Annotated in this window: 20 protein-coding genes; 13 read left to right on the top strand and 7 right to left on the bottom strand. The window is 40.0% G+C overall.

Annotated features, from left to right (window positions below; genetic code table 11):
- Positions 1 to 261: 261 nt before the first annotated feature.
- Positions 262 to 1,887, top strand: coding sequence for an ABC-F family ATP-binding cassette domain-containing protein (locus QPK24_RS20535; RefSeq protein WP_285744301.1), 1,626 nt, complete (start codon positions 262 to 264; stop codon positions 1,885 to 1,887).
- Between the two features lie 85 nt (positions 1,888 to 1,972).
- Here the strand turns inward: QPK24_RS20535 and QPK24_RS20530 are convergent, their stop codons facing one another.
- Positions 1,973 to 2,158, bottom strand: coding sequence for a hypothetical protein (locus QPK24_RS20530; protein WP_160035779.1), 186 nt, complete (start codon positions 2,156 to 2,158; stop codon positions 1,973 to 1,975).
- Between the two features lie 321 nt (positions 2,159 to 2,479).
- Between QPK24_RS20530 and QPK24_RS20525 the strand changes: the two genes are divergently transcribed.
- Complete coding sequence (locus QPK24_RS20525; RefSeq protein WP_285744297.1) at positions 2,480 to 3,355, top strand: cation diffusion facilitator family transporter; 876 nt, start codon at positions 2,480 to 2,482, stop codon at positions 3,353 to 3,355.
- A 118-nt stretch (positions 3,356 to 3,473) separates the two neighbouring features.
- On the opposite strand, the gene QPK24_RS20520 is transcribed toward QPK24_RS20525, so the two are convergent.
- Positions 3,474 to 3,950: a hypothetical protein gene (locus tag QPK24_RS20520; protein WP_285744296.1), complete on the bottom strand. Its 477-nt coding sequence runs from the start codon at positions 3,948 to 3,950 to the stop codon at positions 3,474 to 3,476.
- 322 nt (positions 3,951 to 4,272) lie between these two features.
- The gene (locus QPK24_RS20515) at positions 4,273 to 4,434 is read right to left on the bottom strand and encodes a DUF1328 domain-containing protein (protein WP_160035785.1); all 162 of its coding nucleotides are present in this window, start codon (positions 4,432 to 4,434) and stop codon (positions 4,273 to 4,275) included.
- A 356-nt stretch (positions 4,435 to 4,790) separates the two neighbouring features.
- Here QPK24_RS20515 and QPK24_RS20510 point away from each other — a divergent pair, with 356 nt between their 5' ends.
- The 11 genes from QPK24_RS20510 (at position 4,791) to QPK24_RS20460 (ending at position 16,942) form a co-directional block, all read left to right on the top strand.
- Complete coding sequence (locus QPK24_RS20510; protein ID WP_285744294.1) at positions 4,791 to 5,315, top strand: DUF948 domain-containing protein; 525 nt, start codon at positions 4,791 to 4,793, stop codon at positions 5,313 to 5,315.
- 121 nt (positions 5,316 to 5,436) lie between these two features.
- Positions 5,437 to 5,967, top strand: coding sequence for a hypothetical protein (locus QPK24_RS20505; RefSeq protein ID WP_285744292.1), 531 nt, complete (start codon positions 5,437 to 5,439; stop codon positions 5,965 to 5,967).
- A 93-nt stretch (positions 5,968 to 6,060) separates the two neighbouring features.
- Positions 6,061 to 6,405, top strand: a complete 345-nt coding sequence (locus QPK24_RS20500; protein WP_285744290.1) for a YflT domain-containing protein — start codon at positions 6,061 to 6,063, stop codon at positions 6,403 to 6,405.
- A gap of 241 nt (positions 6,406 to 6,646) precedes the next feature.
- Positions 6,647 to 7,819, top strand: coding sequence for a SpoIIE family protein phosphatase (locus QPK24_RS20495; RefSeq protein WP_285744288.1), 1,173 nt, complete (start codon positions 6,647 to 6,649; stop codon positions 7,817 to 7,819).
- 4 nt (positions 7,820 to 7,823) lie between these two features.
- Complete coding sequence (locus QPK24_RS20490) at positions 7,824 to 11,534, top strand: response regulator (protein WP_285744286.1); 3,711 nt, start codon at positions 7,824 to 7,826, stop codon at positions 11,532 to 11,534.
- Between the two features lie 96 nt (positions 11,535 to 11,630).
- Positions 11,631 to 12,503: a CheR family methyltransferase gene (locus tag QPK24_RS20485; RefSeq protein ID WP_285744284.1), complete on the top strand. Its 873-nt coding sequence runs from the start codon at positions 11,631 to 11,633 to the stop codon at positions 12,501 to 12,503.
- Positions 12,504 to 12,520: 17 nt separating this feature from the next.
- Positions 12,521 to 14,176 carry a response regulator gene (locus QPK24_RS20480; protein WP_285744282.1) on the top strand — a complete coding sequence of 552 codons (1,656 nt, stop codon included), beginning with the start codon at positions 12,521 to 12,523 and terminating at the stop codon, positions 14,174 to 14,176.
- Between the two features lie 90 nt (positions 14,177 to 14,266).
- Positions 14,267 to 14,605 (top strand): STAS domain-containing protein, encoded by a 339-nt coding sequence (locus tag QPK24_RS20475; RefSeq protein WP_285744280.1) that lies wholly within the window; start codon positions 14,267 to 14,269, stop codon positions 14,603 to 14,605.
- An 18-nt stretch (positions 14,606 to 14,623) separates the two neighbouring features.
- Positions 14,624 to 15,076: an anti-sigma B factor RsbW gene (gene rsbW / locus QPK24_RS20470; protein WP_160035803.1), complete on the top strand. Its 453-nt coding sequence runs from the start codon at positions 14,624 to 14,626 to the stop codon at positions 15,074 to 15,076.
- Positions 15,073 to 15,846, top strand: a complete 774-nt coding sequence (locus tag QPK24_RS20465) for a sigma-70 family RNA polymerase sigma factor (protein ID WP_285744277.1) — start codon at positions 15,073 to 15,075, stop codon at positions 15,844 to 15,846. Before rsbW ends, QPK24_RS20465 begins: the two co-directional genes overlap by 4 nt.
- A gap of 100 nt (positions 15,847 to 15,946) precedes the next feature.
- Positions 15,947 to 16,942, top strand: a complete 996-nt coding sequence (locus QPK24_RS20460) for a magnesium transporter CorA family protein (protein WP_285744275.1) — start codon at positions 15,947 to 15,949, stop codon at positions 16,940 to 16,942.
- 87 nt (positions 16,943 to 17,029) lie between these two features.
- Here the strand turns inward: QPK24_RS20460 and QPK24_RS20455 are convergent, their stop codons facing one another.
- From QPK24_RS20455 to QPK24_RS20440, 4 genes are all read right to left on the bottom strand, one after another.
- A complete protein-coding gene (locus tag QPK24_RS20455; protein ID WP_285744273.1) occupies positions 17,030 to 17,386 on the bottom strand; it encodes a DUF5665 domain-containing protein in 357 nt (118 codons plus the stop codon).
- Between the two features lie 93 nt (positions 17,387 to 17,479).
- On the bottom strand, positions 17,480 to 18,037 hold the full coding sequence (locus QPK24_RS20450; RefSeq protein ID WP_407082932.1) for a YtxH domain-containing protein: 558 nt from the start codon (positions 18,035 to 18,037) through the stop codon (positions 17,480 to 17,482).
- Between the two features lie 61 nt (positions 18,038 to 18,098).
- On the bottom strand, positions 18,099 to 18,356 hold the full coding sequence (locus QPK24_RS20445; protein WP_285744271.1) for a GlsB/YeaQ/YmgE family stress response membrane protein: 258 nt from the start codon (positions 18,354 to 18,356) through the stop codon (positions 18,099 to 18,101).
- 86 nt (positions 18,357 to 18,442) lie between these two features.
- Positions 18,443 to 19,120 (bottom strand): phosphatase PAP2 family protein, encoded by a 678-nt coding sequence (locus tag QPK24_RS20440; protein WP_285744269.1) that lies wholly within the window; start codon positions 19,118 to 19,120, stop codon positions 18,443 to 18,445.
- Positions 19,121 to 19,147: the final 27 nt, after the last annotated feature.

The raw sequence follows: 19,147 nt of genomic DNA, 5'->3' as shown, positions 1-19,147 counted from the left end.
TAAAATACCTCCGTTCATATATATAAAAATGATATTAAGCTGTTAATAATCTCACTTAATTGTACATGAGGATTGAAATAAATCCAAAAAGTATGTATTCCTATGGTAAATTGAGAAACTTCATCATATTTATGCTATAATATGTTGCCATACGGGTAAATGCGGCTTAATGGTTGAAGTGTGCACATTAGGCATGCATAGAACCTTACGATTCAATTAAGAAATAAATTTAATTTCATATAAAAGGATGGGATTTCTAACATGATTAGTACAAGCGGCATAACACTCCGCTACGGAAAACGTGCATTATTTGAAGATGTAAACATTAAGTTTACACCAGGTAACTGCTATGGTCTTATTGGTGCAAATGGAGCAGGTAAATCTACATTTCTGAAAATTTTGTCCGGTGAGATTGAACCAAACCAAGGAGAAGTACACATGACTCCGGGTGAGCGCATGGCTGTACTGAAACAGAACCATTACGAATATGACCAGTACCCAGTGCTGGAGACCGTAATTATGGGTCACACGAAACTCTACGGAATTATGAAAGAAAAAGACGCACTGTATGCTAAATCTGATTTTACAGAAGAAGATGGACTGCGTGCAGGTGAACTTGAAGGTGAATTCGCTGAGCTGAACGGGTGGGATGCTGAGCCGGATGCTGCTGCGCTTCTGATCGGTCTAGGTATTCCTCGTGAATTGCACGATAGCAAAATGGCAGACCTGAGCGGTAATGAAAAAGTGCGTGTTCTCCTAGCACAAGCCTTATTCGGTAACCCGAATAACCTTCTGCTCGATGAGCCTACCAACTATTTGGATCTGGAATCCATTCAGTGGCTTGAGAACTTCCTCATGGATTACGAAGGTACTGTTATTGTCGTATCCCATGACCGTCACTTCCTGAATAAAGTATGTACGCATATCGCTGACATCGACTTTGGTAAAATCCAGCTTTATGTAGGTAACTATGACTTCTGGTATGAATCAAGTCAGCTTGCACTTGCTTTGCAGCGTGATGCAAACAAGAAAAAAGAAGAGAAAATGAAAGAACTTCAAGCGTTTATTCAGCGTTTCTCCGCGAACGCTTCGAAATCCAAGCAAGCAACTTCTCGTAAAAAACAACTCGAGAAGATCCAATTAGATGATATTCGTCCGTCCAACCGGAAATATCCGTTTATTAACTTCAAACCAGAACGCGAAGCTGGAAAACAGCTGCTTACCGTAGATCGCCTTGTTAAAACGGTAGAAGGTGAGAAAGTAATTGATGACCTGAGCTTTGTAGTAAACAAAGGAGACAAAATTGCTTTTGTTGGGCCTAACAGCTTGCCTAAATCTACATTGTTTGAAGTGCTCATGAACGAAACAGAAGCAGATTCAGGCGAATTTGCATGGGGTGTTACGACAACTCAAGCTTACTTCCCGAAAGACAACTCTAAATATTTTGACGGTGTTGATCTGAATCTGGTGGAGTGGCTGCGCCAATTTTCTAAAGATCAGGAAGAAACATTCTTGCGCGGATTCTTGGGACGTATGCTGTTCTCCGGAGAAGAAGCACTTAAGAAAGCAAGTGTACTTTCCGGGGGAGAAAAAGTTCGTTGTATGCTTTCCAAAATGATGCTTAACGGTGCGAATGTACTGATTTTGGATGAGCCGACGAATCACCTTGACCTTGAATCCATCACAGCACTGAATAATGGCTTGATTGATTTTGATGGTACAATTCTATTTACTTCCCATGACCATCAGTTCATTCAAACCATCGCGAATCGTATCATTGAAATTACACCAAATGGCGTAATTGATCGTACAATGAGTTACGATGAGTATCTTGATAGTGAAGAAGTAAAACAGCTTCGTGCTCAAATGTACCCAGCAGAAGTATAAGTCTAGCTTAGCTGTATATAATACAAAAAGTCCGTATCTCTAATGAAGAGATACGGACTTTTTTAGGCTGTTAACAGAGAACCTTTTATGAACCGCCAGTACGACGGCGTTGGTTATTTGGTTTTTTGTTATTTTGACTGACCAATTTTTTGGTTCCTGCGCTTTGAAATCCACCACGATTTCCCGAAGAAGCTTGTTCTTTCTTCTGTGCCAGCTTTTGTTTAATTGCATCAGCCAGGCTTATTTTGCGCTGTTCTTGATCTTCGCTCATACGATACATCCTCCTAAGAGATGTTTAGATTACTTATCTGATATCCATCTCATTTTATACGTTTTTAAATACGGGAACAAGGGAAAGAATAGTTAAAGTAGGTTTAAAGGAAGCAAAGTATAGTTGCACTAATGAAAAAAAGTTTATCTAATCATACAGCCCTGCTATAAAGCAACAATTTTTCACACTGACTACAGCGATGTGGGATGGCAACACTGTTTCTGTAGACCCACTCGCTTACCGTTTGGTAACATAGGTAGACCATGTTTACCGACTTATCGTTTTTATGGATAAAGTTAATTTGAGGGAGTGTCTTTTTCGTTGAACGCATATGAAGATATAAAAAGAGGAGAGCGCGGTGCCTGGATCAGTATCGGAGCTTATCTTGTCTTGTCTGCTTTTAAATTATTTTGTGGGTTCCTATTTAATTCTAGTGCGCTGAAAGCCGATGGTCTTAATAACATGACTGACATTGTCGCATCCATAGCTGTACTGATTGGCCTTAAAATTTCAAGAAAACCACCTGATTCAGATCACGCTTATGGACATTTTCGTGCAGAAACGGTAGCGGCAATGGTGGCTTCTTTTATTATGGCCATGGTTGGTATTCAGGTATTGATTGAAGCAGGCAAAGGATTATTCGAAGGAAACAGAGAAATTCCGAACGCTTGGTCGGCTGCAGTAGCAGCGATTTCAGCCATTGTCATGATTTTTGTTTATCTTTACAATCGTAAACTTGCAAGGGAAATCAAAAGTCAGGCACTTATGGCAGCTGCCAAAGATAACCTATCGGATGCCTTGGTCAGTGTAGGTGCAGGGATTGGTATACTCGGGGCACAGCTTGGCTTGCCATGGCTTGATACGGTAGCTGCTTTTGTTGTCGGTCTCTTAATTTGTAAGACGGCCTGGGATATATTTAGAGAGTCAACGCATAGTTTAACGGATGGTTTTAACGAAGAAGAACTCCTTGATTTACGAAGCACAATTGCCAAAACTTCCGGAGTCCAAGGAATTAAGGATGTAAAAGCAAGACTATATGGAAGCCATGTTATGGTCGATGTTGTGGTAGAAGTAGACCCGAGTTTGAGTCTGGTGGAAGGACATCAAATTAGTGACACCATTGAAGAAAATATGAAACGGCACCATAACATTATGCATGTTCATGTGCATGTAGAACCTAAAATGACGATGCACTGAGAACTCATTGATCGAATCGAATGGATGTTACAAAAAAAAGGGTGCCCGCTGAAAGTTTATCACTTACAGCGGGCACCCTTACGTATGTTATAAAGGACGAATTTTAAATGGGATCAGGTTATTTTCCTGTGTTCACCCATGCAGCACCTTTCCATGTGTAAATCTCAACCCATGTATCCCCAGTGATTCGGTTCGTAATTTCGTTACCTGTAACGGAAACGAATTGTGCACTCAGAGCACCAAGGGCTTTTCCGTTCGGTGTATCATAGAAATAGGTTGTTTTTGTAATTTCCAAAGGAATCAGTGGAAGGTCAATACCATCGCCTGGTTTTACAAGGACCGTATCTTCGGTTTTCTCAGTAGAAACAACAGTAGTAGTCGTTGCCTCGTTAGAGTCAGTCGTTTCTGCAGTAGTAGCATTTGGAGTAGTAGTTGTAGTAGTTGTTGTAGTAGTACTTGGTGTCTCGGTGGAAACAGTTACCGCATTCGTAGTTGGGGTAGTTGTTGTTTCTGTTGTTTCCGTTGCTGCACTTGCAGCTCCTGCGAAAGAAGCGGTAAGGGCGAGGGCTGCTGTAATAGAAATCAATTTTTTCATTTGTTTTCCTCCTAAGGATATATGTAATGGTTTGTTCTGTGATAACAATAACCAACTTAGCTAGGAATTGAAACACAGAAAATAACAATTAATTGAATATTTATCCATTAGATGTATTTTCCTTGTTTGAACACATAAAAAAAAGCTGCTAGCAAAGGCTAACAGCTTTTTTTATGTGTTTATTTGAATCAACTTCATAATACCTTTAGTTGCTTTAATCAGGGGTATATATAGATCAAAATGGTTTTGTTTGTCTATATATAGTTACAAATTCATCATTTTAATGAGTTATGAAATTGATTTATTTAGGTTTTATAACCCGTCAGGCTCGTGTTTTCCCCATAATAAGAGAAATAACGAAGAGTACCAAGAAGATAAAGAAGAGCACTTTAGCAATGGAAGCTGCTGCCTCTACGATACCAAAGAATCCGAAGATACCTGCAACAACGGCAATAATTAAAAAGATAAGAGTCCATTTTAGCATGAGAATCAATCCTTTCTATTTTTGTATTACGACAAGAAATTCAGAAGCGGCCCTTAGAACGATCCTATAGATTGTTATGTATGAGTAGGACAGTTCCGATTGATTAGCAGCAATTCCTTTTCGTTTCGTAGTTCTCATTAACCGAGTGAACTTCTGGTGAAACAAAAAGAGAAGAGCACGAAGTAAGAGTCAGCGATGTTTGAATTTCCCCTTCGAATTATAGATATATGCTTCTAAAAATAATTTAGTAATTTTATATTTCACGGAGCTTGCCCTCTTGTTTCGAGATGGTACATGGCGGGTAATTCTCGAATAACAAACACTAATGATGAAGAAACGAAAGCGAGGTTGTGTATATGTTGTGGCAAATTAGCGTAGCTATTATTGCGATTGCTTTTGCTGTACTGGTTGTCTTCTTGATTAAGACATTAAAGACAGCTCAAGAATCCCTGGATAACGTATCCAAAACATTGAAGGAAGTTCAAGGTACGATCGATGAATTAGGTTATGAGGTAAAACAAACCGTTCGTCATGCTAATGAAATTACAGTAGATGTGGAACAAAAAATGAAACAAATTGATCCTGTCATGGTTTCTGTGAAAAATCTAGGTGAAGTGCTTGCAGAAGTAACAGGCGCTGCTAAACAAGTATCAAGTACGGTAATGAGTAAGTTTCAACACAAAAAAGAATCCGGTAATGCAGTAAGAAGCAGCCGTGCAGCAGAAAAACAAGCTTCGGAAGTAAAAGCTTTGCCTGCTGCGGGAGGAACTTCTGCAGGAATCGTAACCCCAAGTCTTGCTCATCATGAGAATTCAACAAGTAAAAAGTGGCTCAATTATGTGGATATTGCTGCAGATACTTGGAACAAAATCAGACGCTAATTTTTAATAAATACGATTTATGTAGGAAATCTTGCCATAGCGATATAACAAGGGTCCCTAACAGGATAAACGTCCGTGCGGCAGGATGGTACAGCATCAGGAGAAGAAGAAAGGGTGAGAGATGATGTTACAAAACATTCTGCTTGTGTTGGCGCTCACATCTCCCTTTTCCGTTCAACCTACGGCTGAACCTGCCGCAATGTGGCAAGGCAATCAATCAGTAGAGTTGGCGGTAAAGAAGTCGGCACCAACTCAAATACTGCCAATTGAGCAACAAGATGAATTCAAAACGGTAAATGATATTTCTCTACAAGATACCAAGTCAGAGGTGCTGAGCAAGAAAGGGTACCCGGGACAAACAAAAGAAGACTTACTGCTTGGTAGCAGAGAGTTTATTTATGATGATGTGACCATCGGTATTATAGATGGAACGGTTTCCTATATTCAGGTGCAGAAAGATGCAGCTTACTTAAAGGTAAATGATGTATACATGGAACTTACTCCGCGCAGTATTAAACACACACTTGGAAAACCAGACTTCGCTTCTGAAGATGGAGATGTGTACATTAAAGGTCATCAGGCAGTAAAAGTCTATTTGGACGAAAACCAGCATCTGAAACATGTAGAATTTTTTGATGAAGCCTCTTTTTAATAAAATAAATCAGGGTTTCAAAAGAAATAGGATCGTTTATATATAATATAAACAAATCTGAAAGATTTGAGGTTTCTAAGGAGCGTGAATATCATGAAAGCAACGAATTCGAAAGCGTATGCTAAACTCGTTGAGAACGGCATTCAGGCAGTGGAAACGGTAAATGAACTTCGTAACTCAGATTATCTAGCGAAAGATATTTTCGTACTCGCACATAGTGAGGATCGAACGGATCGAATTGCTGATAAAGCAAATGCGAAGGAGATTGGTTTAAAAGAAGAAGGCGTAATCGATTCAATTGCCAATTTGTTCCGCTCCCGAGGAGATGAACTTCGCGCTAAAATTGTATCCATTGGATTTACGGAAACGGAAGCAGAATATTACGAAAGAGAGCTTGATAAAGGTAAGGTTCTTGTCATAGCTGTGCGTAGTGTATAGATTCTGCATATACCTAAATGAAGTAAATATAAAAATACGAGGGCAAGGAATGGGAGATATACTCCCATTCCTTTCTGTGCGTTTAAAGAAAGGGTGTTACTTTATACAGCTGTATAAAGAAAGAGAACGTTTATCTTAAATATCTTATCTCTTTAAAATTTGCTATAGTTAAGAAAGTATATTATTTCTGTTACAGAAAACAAGACCCTAGTATAATTATTGCTAGTAGAAGGAGAGGGTTATGAGAATACTTATAGTAGACGACAATCCGACCAATGTAATTATCATTCGTGAAATTTTAAAGAAAGAACATTATAAAAATATCGTTACTGCGAAATCAGCTTTTGAGATGTTTGATGTATTAGGGGTTCAAGTTCGAGGGGCGAATAAAGATCTCCCATCCGATACGGCGGAGGAACCGGATGTAGATCTCATTTTGCTGGATATGATGATGCCAGAAATGGATGGAATTGAAGCTTGTCGTATTGTACAAACTTATCCTCATCTTAAAGATATTCCGATCATTATGGTAACGGCTGTCGGTGATTCTAAGAAACTAGCTGAAGCTCTTGATGTAGGAGCGGTAGATTATGTTACGAAGCCAATTAACAAAGTGGAACTCATGGCCCGCATTCGTCTTGCTTTACGTCTAAAGCAGGAGAAAGATTGGCGTAAAGAGCGAGACCAACGGATCCAAGATGAATTAAAACTAGCCAGTCTTGTTCAGAATGCGGTGCTTAGTCCCGCTATTGAAGACCCTAAGTTTACAGTGAATGCTTTATATCAACCATCCGCTGAACTTGCAGGAGATTTATATGCTTGGTATCCGCTTGGGAAAGGAAGATACGGGGTTATATTGCTGGATATGATGGGGCATGGAATTTCCTCGTCACTCTTTTGTATGTTTATTGCTTCTGTTTTAAAAGATACAGTAACGACTTATATTGAACCAGACCGGGTCATGAAGGAATTAAACCGAAGGTTTAATCAACTTTATTTGGATGATCAGCTGGTTATGTACTATTTCACAGCTATATATCTTGTGATTGACACGAATGAAATGCGGATTGATTACGTCAATGCCGGGCATCCTCCCGCACTGCTTTTTGAAGGGAATGGTGAAGTGATTTCACTTGACCGCGTTACGCATCCTGTGGGGCTTTTTGATACGATGGAGGCAGAAACTCACACCGTCTATTATACAGGAGATAGTCATATTGCGATGTATACAGATGGGCTGCTTGAAGCGGTGGATGGAGAAACAGAAGAGCAGCTTGCATTTTTGAAAGAGCGCTTAAGTAAGGACCACAATTTTGATGAGCAAGAGATGCGTCAGACGTTCTTTGATGAAGAAGTGACGAAAGAACATGAAGATGATATTTGTTTGGTATGGATTTCACTAAAAGGAGAATAAAAGAATGAAAATACGCACTCGATTGCTTGTTGGCTTCAGTGCAATGATGGCGATATTACTTGTGCTTACCATGCTCAGTTTTAATGCCACCAACAACATGAAGAACGAAATCGATAATATGTATAATGATCGATATATGAAGACTAGGTACACTTCAGGTGTACGTGCAGATGTGAATGATGTTGCCTTTTATCTTGCCACAGCTATGATGAATCCAGATGCAAATACATTACAGTCCGCAACCACGAAGATGGATGATAAAAAAGCAAGCGCAAATAAGAATTTTGAAGAAATTGAGGAACGTGCGGTTACACCAGAGGAACACCGTCTGGTAAGTGAAGTAAAAGAGAATCTTCAAAATTTTGAGGACTACACCATTCGTGTTATGGAATTGCTTGAAGAAGGAAAAGTGGCAGAAGCTAACTCCTATCGGAATAATGCAGGGGGAGCAACACAGCTGGCTACACTGAGTAGTTTAACGGAACTGAACGATTATCAGGACTTATTAATAGATCAGGAAATTGATGCCGCTAAAGAAAAAATGAATAACACAGTACAGTGGCTCGGCAGCCTTTTGGCAGCAGGTTTACTTATCGCTCTTGCTATTATTCTTTGGGTTATTCCTAGTATTACAAAAGGGTTAAGTACCGTTTCGATGATGATTCAAAGTTTTGGGAAAGGAAGATTCCGTACGATTCGAAGAATCAAAGTCAAGACGAAAGACGAAATTGGTCAGATTGCCCGTGTGTTTAAAGACATGGCTGAAGATCTGGAACAAAAGCAGCTATTAGAGCAAGAATATACGAGAGCTCAAGAGGACCAAAACTGGCTTAATGGCAATATGGCTCGGATTACGGATCTACTTCGGGGCGTAGGATCAACAGAACAAGTATCCCAGTTATTTATAAGTGAATTTGCACCTATTATTGGGGTGAATTACGGTGCTGTGTATCTTCATGATGAGAATAAACATCCAGACGAGTTAAAGTGTTATGGAGCTTATGCTTTTGATGGGGGAGATACAAATAGCAAATCTACCTTCAAAATTGGAGAAGGGCTTGTTGGACAAAGCGCACTCGATAAGAAAGTGATCGAACTCAGCGAAGCTCCTGATGGCTATTTAAAAATTGGATCAGGACTTGGCCATTCTACACCTGCCAGCATTCTGATTAGACCTATTTTATTTGAAGAAGAGATGCTTGGGGTAGTGGAGGTCGCTTCGTTCGAACCGCTTACTTTCATGCAAAGACAGCTGTTTGAGCAGCTTGTCAATAATATCGGCGTTATCATTAACAATATTAATCGTCGTATCCGTGTGGAAGAGCTCTTACGTGAGTCACAGGCTCTGACAGAAGAACTTCAAATGCAATCCGAGGAACTTCAAACCCAGCAAGAGGAACTGCGCCGTTCGAACGAAAGTTTGGGAGAACAAGCAGAAGAACTCAAACGTTCGGAAGAGCTACTCCAGCGGCAACAGGAAGAATTGGAGCATTTTAATACCGAACTTCTTGGTAAGACGAGAGCGCTTGAAGAACAAGTACAGCAGGTAGAAGAGAAAAACGAACAGATAGAAATTACCAAACGTCAACTTGAGCAGCAAGCGATGCAGCTCTCCATTACGTCGAAATACAAATCGGAATTCCTTGCTAATATGTCACATGAGCTTAGAACGCCGCTTAATAGTTTGCTTATTCTATCTCAACTTCTAACAGAGAATAAAGATGGAAACCTGACACCAAAACAAAAAGAGTATGCACAAACCATTTATATGTCAGGTGCGGATCTCTTGAAAATGATTGATGAAATTTTAGATTTATCTAAAGTAGAGTCTGGAAAAATGGAAGTTAATCATGAGAAGGTGAACTTCTCTGATCTACAGAGCTTCGTGGAACAGAACTTTGCACCTGTAGCGATGAGTAAAAACCTGAAACTTCATTTTAAAACGGATGAGAGTCTGCCAGCATCCTTTGTGTCCGATGGACATCGTGTGAAACAGATTCTACGTAATCTGTTATCCAATGCTTTCAAATTCACGACATCTGGTTCCATTACGGTCAATATGAAGCTGGCTGAGAGAAAAGAACTGCCAGAATATCTTGATATTGATATTCCATATATTTCGATGTCGGTAAAAGATACGGGTATTGGAATTGCACAAGACAAAGTTGATTTAGTCTTTGAAGCCTTCCAGCAAGTGGATGGAACGACAAGCAGGAAATATGGAGGCACGGGACTTGGGTTATCCATCAGCAGAGAGTTAGCTAAACTGCTCGGCGGGGAAATTAAGCTCTGCTCAGAAGAAGGCGAAGGAAGTACCTTTACTCTGTTCTTGCCGCTTCTTGAAGAGGATGCTGTGAAACTTAATGGGGCAGTGAATGAGTATAAAGAATCAGCAGCGACGCATGAAAGTTTTGCTAAGCAGGATCGAGTTATTTATGATAAATCAATGACGATTCCTTCTAGTCCGCCTAAAGTAATATCTTCCTCGTCCGTAGCTGTTGTTAACAACATTAAAGATGATCGGGAAGATATTCAAAACGGGGATCGTGTGATGCTCATTATCGAAGATGACCCGAAATTTGCTAACATTTTGCTCGATATGACAAGACAACATGATTTCAAAGCACTCGTTGCTTTGCAAGGAGACATTGGTCTTGAGATGGCGAAACGCTACTTGCCAGATGCAATCATTCTTGATATTCAGCTTCCTGTGATGGATGGTTGGGGTGTCTTGAATGAATTGAAGGCAAATCTGTCTACACGTCACATCCCGGTACATGTGATTTCTGTAATGGATGAAATTAAACAGGGACTTATGATGGGGGCGATTGCTTATCTGAAAAAACCATCTACCCGCGAATCACTGGATCAGGCATTTGCCCACATTGAATCCTATATAGATAAATCACTGAAACGACTTCTTATTGTAGAAGATGACGAGATACAGCGTAATGCAATTATTGAACTTATCGGTCATGATGATGTAGCCATAACGGCAGTTTCTACGGGGAAAGAAGCAATTGAGGAACTGCGTAAAGTAAGATATGACTGCATGGTGCTTGACCTCATGTTAACGGATATAACCGGATTTGAACTGTTGGATCAGATTCGTGATGACGCACAGCTGAATGATCTTCCGATCATTATTTACACAGGTAAGGAACTGGATAGTAAAGAAGAGCTGAAACTGCGTAAGTACGCTGAATCCATTATTATTAAGGATGTTAAATCTCCCGAACGATTGCTGGATGAGACGACTTTGTTCTTACACCGGGTAGAGGCAAACTTGCCGGAAGACAAGAGAAAGATTTTGCAAAACCTTTATAACAAGGAAACTTTATTTGAAGGTAAACGAATTTTATTAGTAGATGACGATATTCGTAACGTATTCGCTTTGTCGAGTGTACTGGAAGGCTACCGTATGGATGTAACTTTTGCCGAGAACGGAAGAGAAGCGATAGAACTTCTTGAAAAGAATCGAAATTATGATCTCGTCTTGATGGATATGATGATGCCTGAAATGGATGGATATGAGGCGATGACTCGAATCAGGCAAATTCCTGAGTTTGAAAAATTGCCAATTATCGCTTTGACAGCGAAGGCAATGAAAGACGACCGAGGCAAATGTATAGAGGCGGGAGCCTCAGATTATGTGAAAAAACCGATACAAACGGATCAACTTTTATCACTAATGCGAGTATGGTTGTATTCGTAAGCTTAAAAAGTGGGTATAAGAGTGAGTACCCTTATTTAAAAGAATTGAATTCTGTACTTATAATTGGAAGTATAAAGTAAGGAAGTGGAGCAATTTATGACAACTGGGGAAACGATCATTTCAGAAGGACCTTTCGAAGAGAAACCTGTACAGGAAGAAAGGGAGCAAATCGAGATCGATTTGCTTCTGGAAGGGATTCATCGTTTATATGGATATGATTTTCGAAACTATGCCATGCCTTCACTGAGAAGGAGAATTCTTCATCATGTGGATACAGAACATGTGAACTCAATATCTGAGCTTCAGCATAAGGTACTGCATGATCGTGCTGCATTTAAGAAATTGGTGCAAAGTCTATCTATTCCCGTTACGGAAATGTTTCGTGACCCCAGCTTGTTCAAGATGTTCCGTGAGAAAGTAGTTCCGCTGCTTAGGACTTATCCTTATATACGAATTTGGCATGCCGGCTGTTCTACGGGAGAAGAAGTTTATTCTATGGCGATTCTACTTCACGAAGAGGGGCTTTATGAGAAGTCTCGTATTTATGCCACCGACATGAATGAACGCTCCCTTCAGCAGGCCAAAGAAGGCGTATATGGAATTGAGAAAATGAAGTTGTATACCAAAAATTACATGGAAGCAGGAGGCACTCGCGCTTTCTCTGAATATTATACAGCGCGTTATAACTCGGTCATGCTTCATCCTTATTTACGAAAGAATATTATTTTCGCTGAACATAATCTCGCAACCGACCGTTCTTTTAACGAATTTAACGTTATATTCTGTAGAAATGTGATGATTTATTTTAATGACGAGTTACGGCGTCATGTACACGGTTTGTTTCATGAAAGTTTGAGTCGCCTTGGCGTACTGGTACTCGGATCAAAAGAGTCGATTCACTTCTCTGGTTATAGTGAAGATTATGAACCGATGGATCGGGTTGAAAAAATATATCGTAAGTTGAAGTAGTAAGGGGGACCATGGCTATGGGGATGAAAGAACCGATTCATATTTTACTTGTCGATGACCGTCCAGAGAACCTGCTAGCTCTTGAGGCAGTCCTCGAAAGTGAGCAATATGTTCTCGTTAAAGCGACTTCAGGTGAAGAAGCGCTTAGATGCCTGCTGAAGTATGACTTTGCAGTCATTGTTCTGGATGTGCAGATGCCTGGTCTAGATGGAATAGAGACAGCCAAATTAATCAAGGCTAGAGATAAAACAAAAGATATCCCTATCATTTTTATTTCTGCGAACAGCAAAGAGGCAGAGCACCTTTTTGCTGGTTATTCTGCAGGGGCGATTGATTACATGGTAAAACCTTTTATTCCTCAAATCTTGAAATCCAAAATTGAGGGGTTTGTGGATATGTACTTATCCAACAAACGTCTCAAAATTCAGTCCATGCTCTTACAGCAGAAAACGATGGAACTGGAACGGATTAACCAAGAGCTAGTTCAGGCTAAAGAAGCAGCAGAAATTGCAGTGCAAGCCAAGACCGAGTTCTTGGCGATGATGAGTCATGAAATCAGAACCCCGATGAATGGAGTCATTGGAATGATTGATTTGCTCATGGAAACAGAGTTACAAGAGGAACAAAAAGAATATACCGAAATCATTCGGAACAGTGCCGATGCTTTGGTTGTCATTATTAATGATATTTTGGATTTCACAAAAATGGAATCTGGGAAGATGGAACTTGAACAACAACCATTCGAGTTGTCTTCTTGTATTAAAGAAATTTACAGTTTGTTTCAAGTGGAAGCATCTAAAAAGAACTTGGAACTTGTTTACTTCATCGATGAGGCGATCCCTAGTGTTCTCTATGGAGACATGTCCCGACTACGACAAATTCTTACGAACTTGATTGCCAATTCTATTAAGTTTACAGAGAGTGGCGGAGTGTATTTAATGGCGTCCCTTAAGGAGTTTGCCCAGTGCCGCTATGTACTCGAATTTACAATAAAGGATACAGGGATTGGCATTGCGCCGGAGAAAGCCGATCATTTGTTTAAACCATTTTCACAGCTGGATTCTTCTATGACGCGGAAATACGGCGGTACAGGCCTTGGTCTTGCTATTTGTAAGAATCTAGTGGATATGATGGGAGGAACGATTCGAGTGGATACGGAGGAAGAGCGAGGTGCTACCTTTGTATTTACGGTGAATATGCTTCCTTATAATCAACTATTGGAAGATAAGGAACTGCCTAATTTCTCAGAAGGTTCTGAGGAAGAGGAAAATTCGAAAGCGACCGTTCTTGTTGTGGATGATCATCCGATCAATCAGAAGTTAATGACCAGTATGCTGAAAAAACTTGGTTTGTCTTCGGATATTGCTGAGGATGGAAGTCAGGCGCTGGAGATGGCGTTAACGAATTCATATGATCTTATTTTCATGGATTTGCAGATGCCGATTATGGACGGACTTGAATGCACTCGCCGGATTAGATCTGAGCTTAGAAATAGGCCTCAACCTGTGATTATAGCAATGACGGCTAATGTAATGGATGGAATACAAGATCGTTGTATTCTGGAAGGAATGAACGGTTACATTAGTAAACCTGTCAAAATGTCAAATGTGAAACAAAAAATAAGTGAGTTTCGTCAGACATATAATACTTCCAGAGCAACCTCCATACTTTAAGGAAAAAGATGGGAGATAAAAAGTGTTTCATATCGTATACCTGAGGTTAATTCAATATAGATAACATTTTTATCGGGAGAGAGATGTCTAATGAATACAAACAAAAATGAGAAGTTTAATGTAAGTACGGAAACGGTTGACAATGCGAATAAGGTATATCTGAGCGGAGAACTTGATCTCTCGGTTGCACCTGATTTTCGGAATACAATGGAACCACTCGTGGGGGACACTGAAAAGGACTTAATCGTAAATCTGAAAGACTTGAAATACATTGATAGTACAGGAATCGGTATCTTGTTATCGATCTTAAAAGTAAGACATGGCAAGAATGCGAATTTTATAGTTGAAGAAGTGCCTGCAAATATTCAAAAATTATTTGATATGACCGGTATCTCAAAATTTTTTGTCTCACAGGAGAATACCCAATAGGAAAGGAACGAAGGTAAAATGAAAGCAGAATCACAAAGTGTAAAACTGAATTTGCCGGCGACAGCCGACTTTGTTGATATTGTTAGGCTTAATTTGTACGGTATTGCATCAAAAATGGGTTTTTCCTATGAAGAGATCGAGGACATGAAAGTCGCAGTCTCAGAAGCATGTAATAACTCCGTGCTTTATGCCTATGGTGAGGAAAATGGAGTTGTAGAAGTTATTTTTAATTTTGACGATTCTGAACTTGCTATTACGGTCAAAGATGAAGGGGAGAGCTTTGAACGTGTTGAGCAAAGAGAAGGAGTCGCTACACTGCATGACAAAGATTTGAACGAGGTTCAAATTGGTGGCCTAGGCTTTTATCTTATGCAGGCTCTTATGGATGACGTAAATGTAACAAGTGAATCTGGTAAAGGAACTGAGGTTGTACTGACCAAACGCCTCACTAAAAGCGAGGAAACAGTATGACTGAACGGTCGACTCCCCAAGAGTCTATGGATGAAGCAGTAGGATTAATTTGGGAATATCAACAAACCAAAGATAACGAAATTGCCACCATACTGATTAAGAAATACGAGCCTATGGTCAAAATGGCTGCTGGGAAAATATCTAGAAATAGGCCGGATCTCTATGAAGATTTGTATCAAACTGGTCAAATGGCGCTCGTTAGGTTACTCAGTCAATATGATATAACCTTGGGGATTCCTTTCGAGCCTTATGCAATGAAAAGCATGATTGGACATATGAAAAATTACCTTCGTGATAAATCTTGGTACATACAAGTTCCACGTCGGATCAAAGAGAAAGGTGCGCTGGTACAGCACGCCATTGATGATCTGACGATGAAACTTGAACGTTCGCCTGATGTGAAAGAAATTGCGAGTTATCTGGATCTCACCGTTGAAGAAACAGTAGAGGTGCTTGCAGGCCGTGAATCTTATCATTATGTCTCACTCGATTCGCCGTTATCACAAGATGAGAGTACAGCTACGCTTGGTGAATTGATTAGTTCCGATGTGAATGATTATGATTCGGTAGAGAAACGCATGGATCTTCAGCAAGCGATGAACCAATTGAAAGAACAAGAACAGAAAGTACTTCTGCTCGCGTTCCAAGATGGGCAGTCGCAAAGGGCTATTGCTCAGAAACTAGGAGTTTCCCAAATGAGCGTTTCTCGTATACAGAAGAGGGCTACGGAAAAATTAAAACAGATCATGTCGCAATCATCTTCTTTTTAACTTACTTATCAAGTTTGGAAGCATGCCTGCATTTCCATCGGAATGCGGGCATGCTTTTTTTATTGCGATATTATAGAAGGAACAGGAAGGAAGGGCTGCTGTGGAAGAGCGTGATTTAAAGAAAATGGGCCATGATGTAAAGATCTTTGATCACTTTCAGTGGAGGAACTATAACGTAACCGATATTGATTGTGAAGAACTGAAAGAGCTTAGGGAAATTTTACCGGGCGCAACAGAGTGGCTTGATAAACTGCCCAATCTAGAGTCAAATTATATATCAGCCCGAACGGTAGCAGAAGGGAAACAAGTGTTATTTGGTTCTACCTTATATACGATAAAAAAAGACCTTGGTGAAGAAGGTATTGAAAGCCAATTCTATTTCTATGTTGAGACGGGGACGCTGGTTACCTTAAACATAGATGAAGGCACCCGGAAGATGCTCTATTCAAAAGAAAGATTAATGGTATTATCGGAAGCAGAAGATGCGATATCTGGATTATTTGTTATAGCACGTACGCTGCTGCATTATTTCCATATTGGTATGGATGAATTTGAACTCAATCTTCGTAAGTTAGAAAAAAGTATGGAAGAAAAGAATGCCCGGACCTTAATGGATAAAATTTTGACCGCGCGGTTTGAATTGTTATTTTGGAGTAATCAATTTATTTCTTTTCAGGAATTGATGTATGCAGCAAATGAAGCTTTCTATGAGCTGAATTTGAAGGATAGATTGTCTTATAATAAGCTTTACTACCGAATGAAACGCATGGATAGTCTGTTTAAACACTATGAAAAAGAGATTGATACACTCATTTCCATCGATGATGCTTCCTCCTCCATTCGAGGAAACGATATTATGAAGACGCTGACTATTGTCACCTCTGTATTTACTCCAGCTACTGCGGTAGGTGCGATTTGGGGGATGAACTTTGAGAATTTACCTTGGATTACGACGCCATGGGGATTTACCGTGACAATGACGGTTACTTTACTCAGCATGGTAGGCATGCTCTTATGGATGTATTTTAAAGGCTGGACAGGGGATATTCTCAGAATCAAAACTGGCAAGGCTCGAAAAAGGAAGAGTCTGGAATGAAGTTAAAAAGCCTTATCATTATCTTTGGTAGATAATGATAAGGCTTTTTATAATAATATAAATGATGTCCGAAATCGTAGAAATTATTTATTTGGCCTGGTCTATATAACCTTGCAGTTCAGCGATATATCTTCCGATACCTGGCAGATTCATATCCACAATTAGACTGAGTAGCCATCCTAATAAAGCGAGTACAACTACAGTACCCAGAGACATGCCTAAACCCCTAGCAATCCCAGCAGTGAAATTGGACATAAGGCGTCTTTTTGTACTGCTGTAGTTTTCCAACAAATCTTTAAATTCTACACTTTCCATTGCTTTATAGATTCCATCAAGACGTGAATTGAGATTCTTTACTTCATGTCTTAGCTCAAAAGGATGATCATTTACGATCGCCTTTTGTTCCGTTTTTTTCTTATCTGTGTTTATGTTCATCGTACTCATCGATTCTCCTCCTTTAAGCCGTATCGTTAAAATGATGAAAAAATAGCCAGCTGTATACAGCTGGCTATACGCTACGTAGATGAATGATCGAGATTAATGGTTAGTGGATGAATGGTTAGAACTGCGATTCAGTTCACGATTCGCTTCACCCGCTGCTTTTTCTGAAGTTGCAGCAACCTGAGAGGTTGCATTTTTTGCTTCGTTAGCAATGTTGTTTGAAGATTTCTGTGCTTCGCTGCTTACATTTTCAGAAGCTTTTTTTGCTTCCTCTGCTACATTCTGAGAAGCTTTTCTAGCTTCATCCGTTACGTCAGCAGTTGCTTGTTTCACACTGGAAAGGACAGTAGAAGTGTTATCACTAACGGTTTTAGCCAAATCTGTAGTTTTAGAAGAAACTGTTTTTGCAATTTCAGAAGCTTTATCGCCAACTACACAAGCCACTTCTTTCGTTTTATCGGATACTTCGCCCATTCGGTAAGATAAATCACCGCGAAGTTCGCGGCCCGGTTTCGGTGCGAAAAGCAGTGCTGCTGCAGCACCAATGAGTCCTCCGATAAATAACCCTTTTGAAAAGCTGCTGCTATTTCCCGTATCTTGGTTCCTGTAGTCCGAAATTGATCTATTGTAGTCCATGTCATTTTGATTCATCATAATCGCTCCTCTAATTTATAATTTTTATAAGTTCATTACTTCTTGTTCTTTTCTTACCCCTTTAAGCTGCTTTTCTAAACAACTTTCCAATAAGTCCGAGAAGAAAAACAAAGACAGCTGTTCCGATAATGGCTGGGACGACGGCAAAATCAGCGATGACGGGACCAAAGTCACCGAATAGCATCGAACCGATCCAAGCACCGACTAAACCCGCAATCATCGATCCTAAAATACCGCCTGGCATGTGATGGCCAACGAGAGCATCGCCGATAAGTCCAATAAGAATCGCCATTACGATACTTAAGATGATGGCCCACATAACAATCGCCTCCTTTGCTTGATCATTTGCCTTGCTATTCGATATATAAACGTCCCTTGCCAGTATTGAAACAAGGATGGTAACATCTAGTGTTTTGCAGAGGGAGAGGATGCAAATTCTATTCGAAAGACCTGGTTTATACAAACCAACCATACGCTCCCCGAAATGAATCCAGTTAACACATCGGAAGGGTAATGGACACCAAGATAAATACGACTAAATCCAAGCAAGAGAATAGCAGAGATACCCATCATGGCTAGTAAAGTGGGATCTCCTTTTTTCTGTTTCTTCGAATAGATTGCGATTAATAGCAGGGTACCGTAGAATCCAGCAGCAACCATGGCATGTCCGCTTGGAAAACTATATCCGCTGACGTTGATAAGAAAGTCAAGGTCCGGGCGCTCTCGGCGCACAATAAATTTACTAAGGGTGTTTATTCCCCACATTCCGAGAAAACTAAGGAGTACGATGTTTCCCTCCAGATAACGACTTCGGTAGATTATGTAATAACAAGCGAAGGCAAGTGCCACCAATAAAGAATAAGGAAAGGACCCAAAGGAAGTGACAGCCCGCATAAGAGGGAGGAGAGTGTAATACGAGCTATTTGCAGAAGGAAACAACAGCTTTTGAATACGAATATCAAGTTGTTGTATACGGTCCATCCCCACGATGTACATTAGAAAAGCGATTAGGAAAATAATACTGAGACTTGCAACAAGACCGATAATTGTCCATAATAACGAATGGTTTTTAATTTTTCGCATGTTTTAATGAGCTCCTTTACAGTGGAA

The organism is Paenibacillus polygoni (genome assembly GCF_030263935.1).
Classification (GTDB): domain Bacteria; phylum Bacillota; class Bacilli; order Paenibacillales; family Paenibacillaceae; genus Paenibacillus; species Paenibacillus polygoni.
The sequence above is the reverse complement of the archived record's forward strand: the minus strand, read 5'-3'. Positions and strand labels throughout refer to the sequence as shown.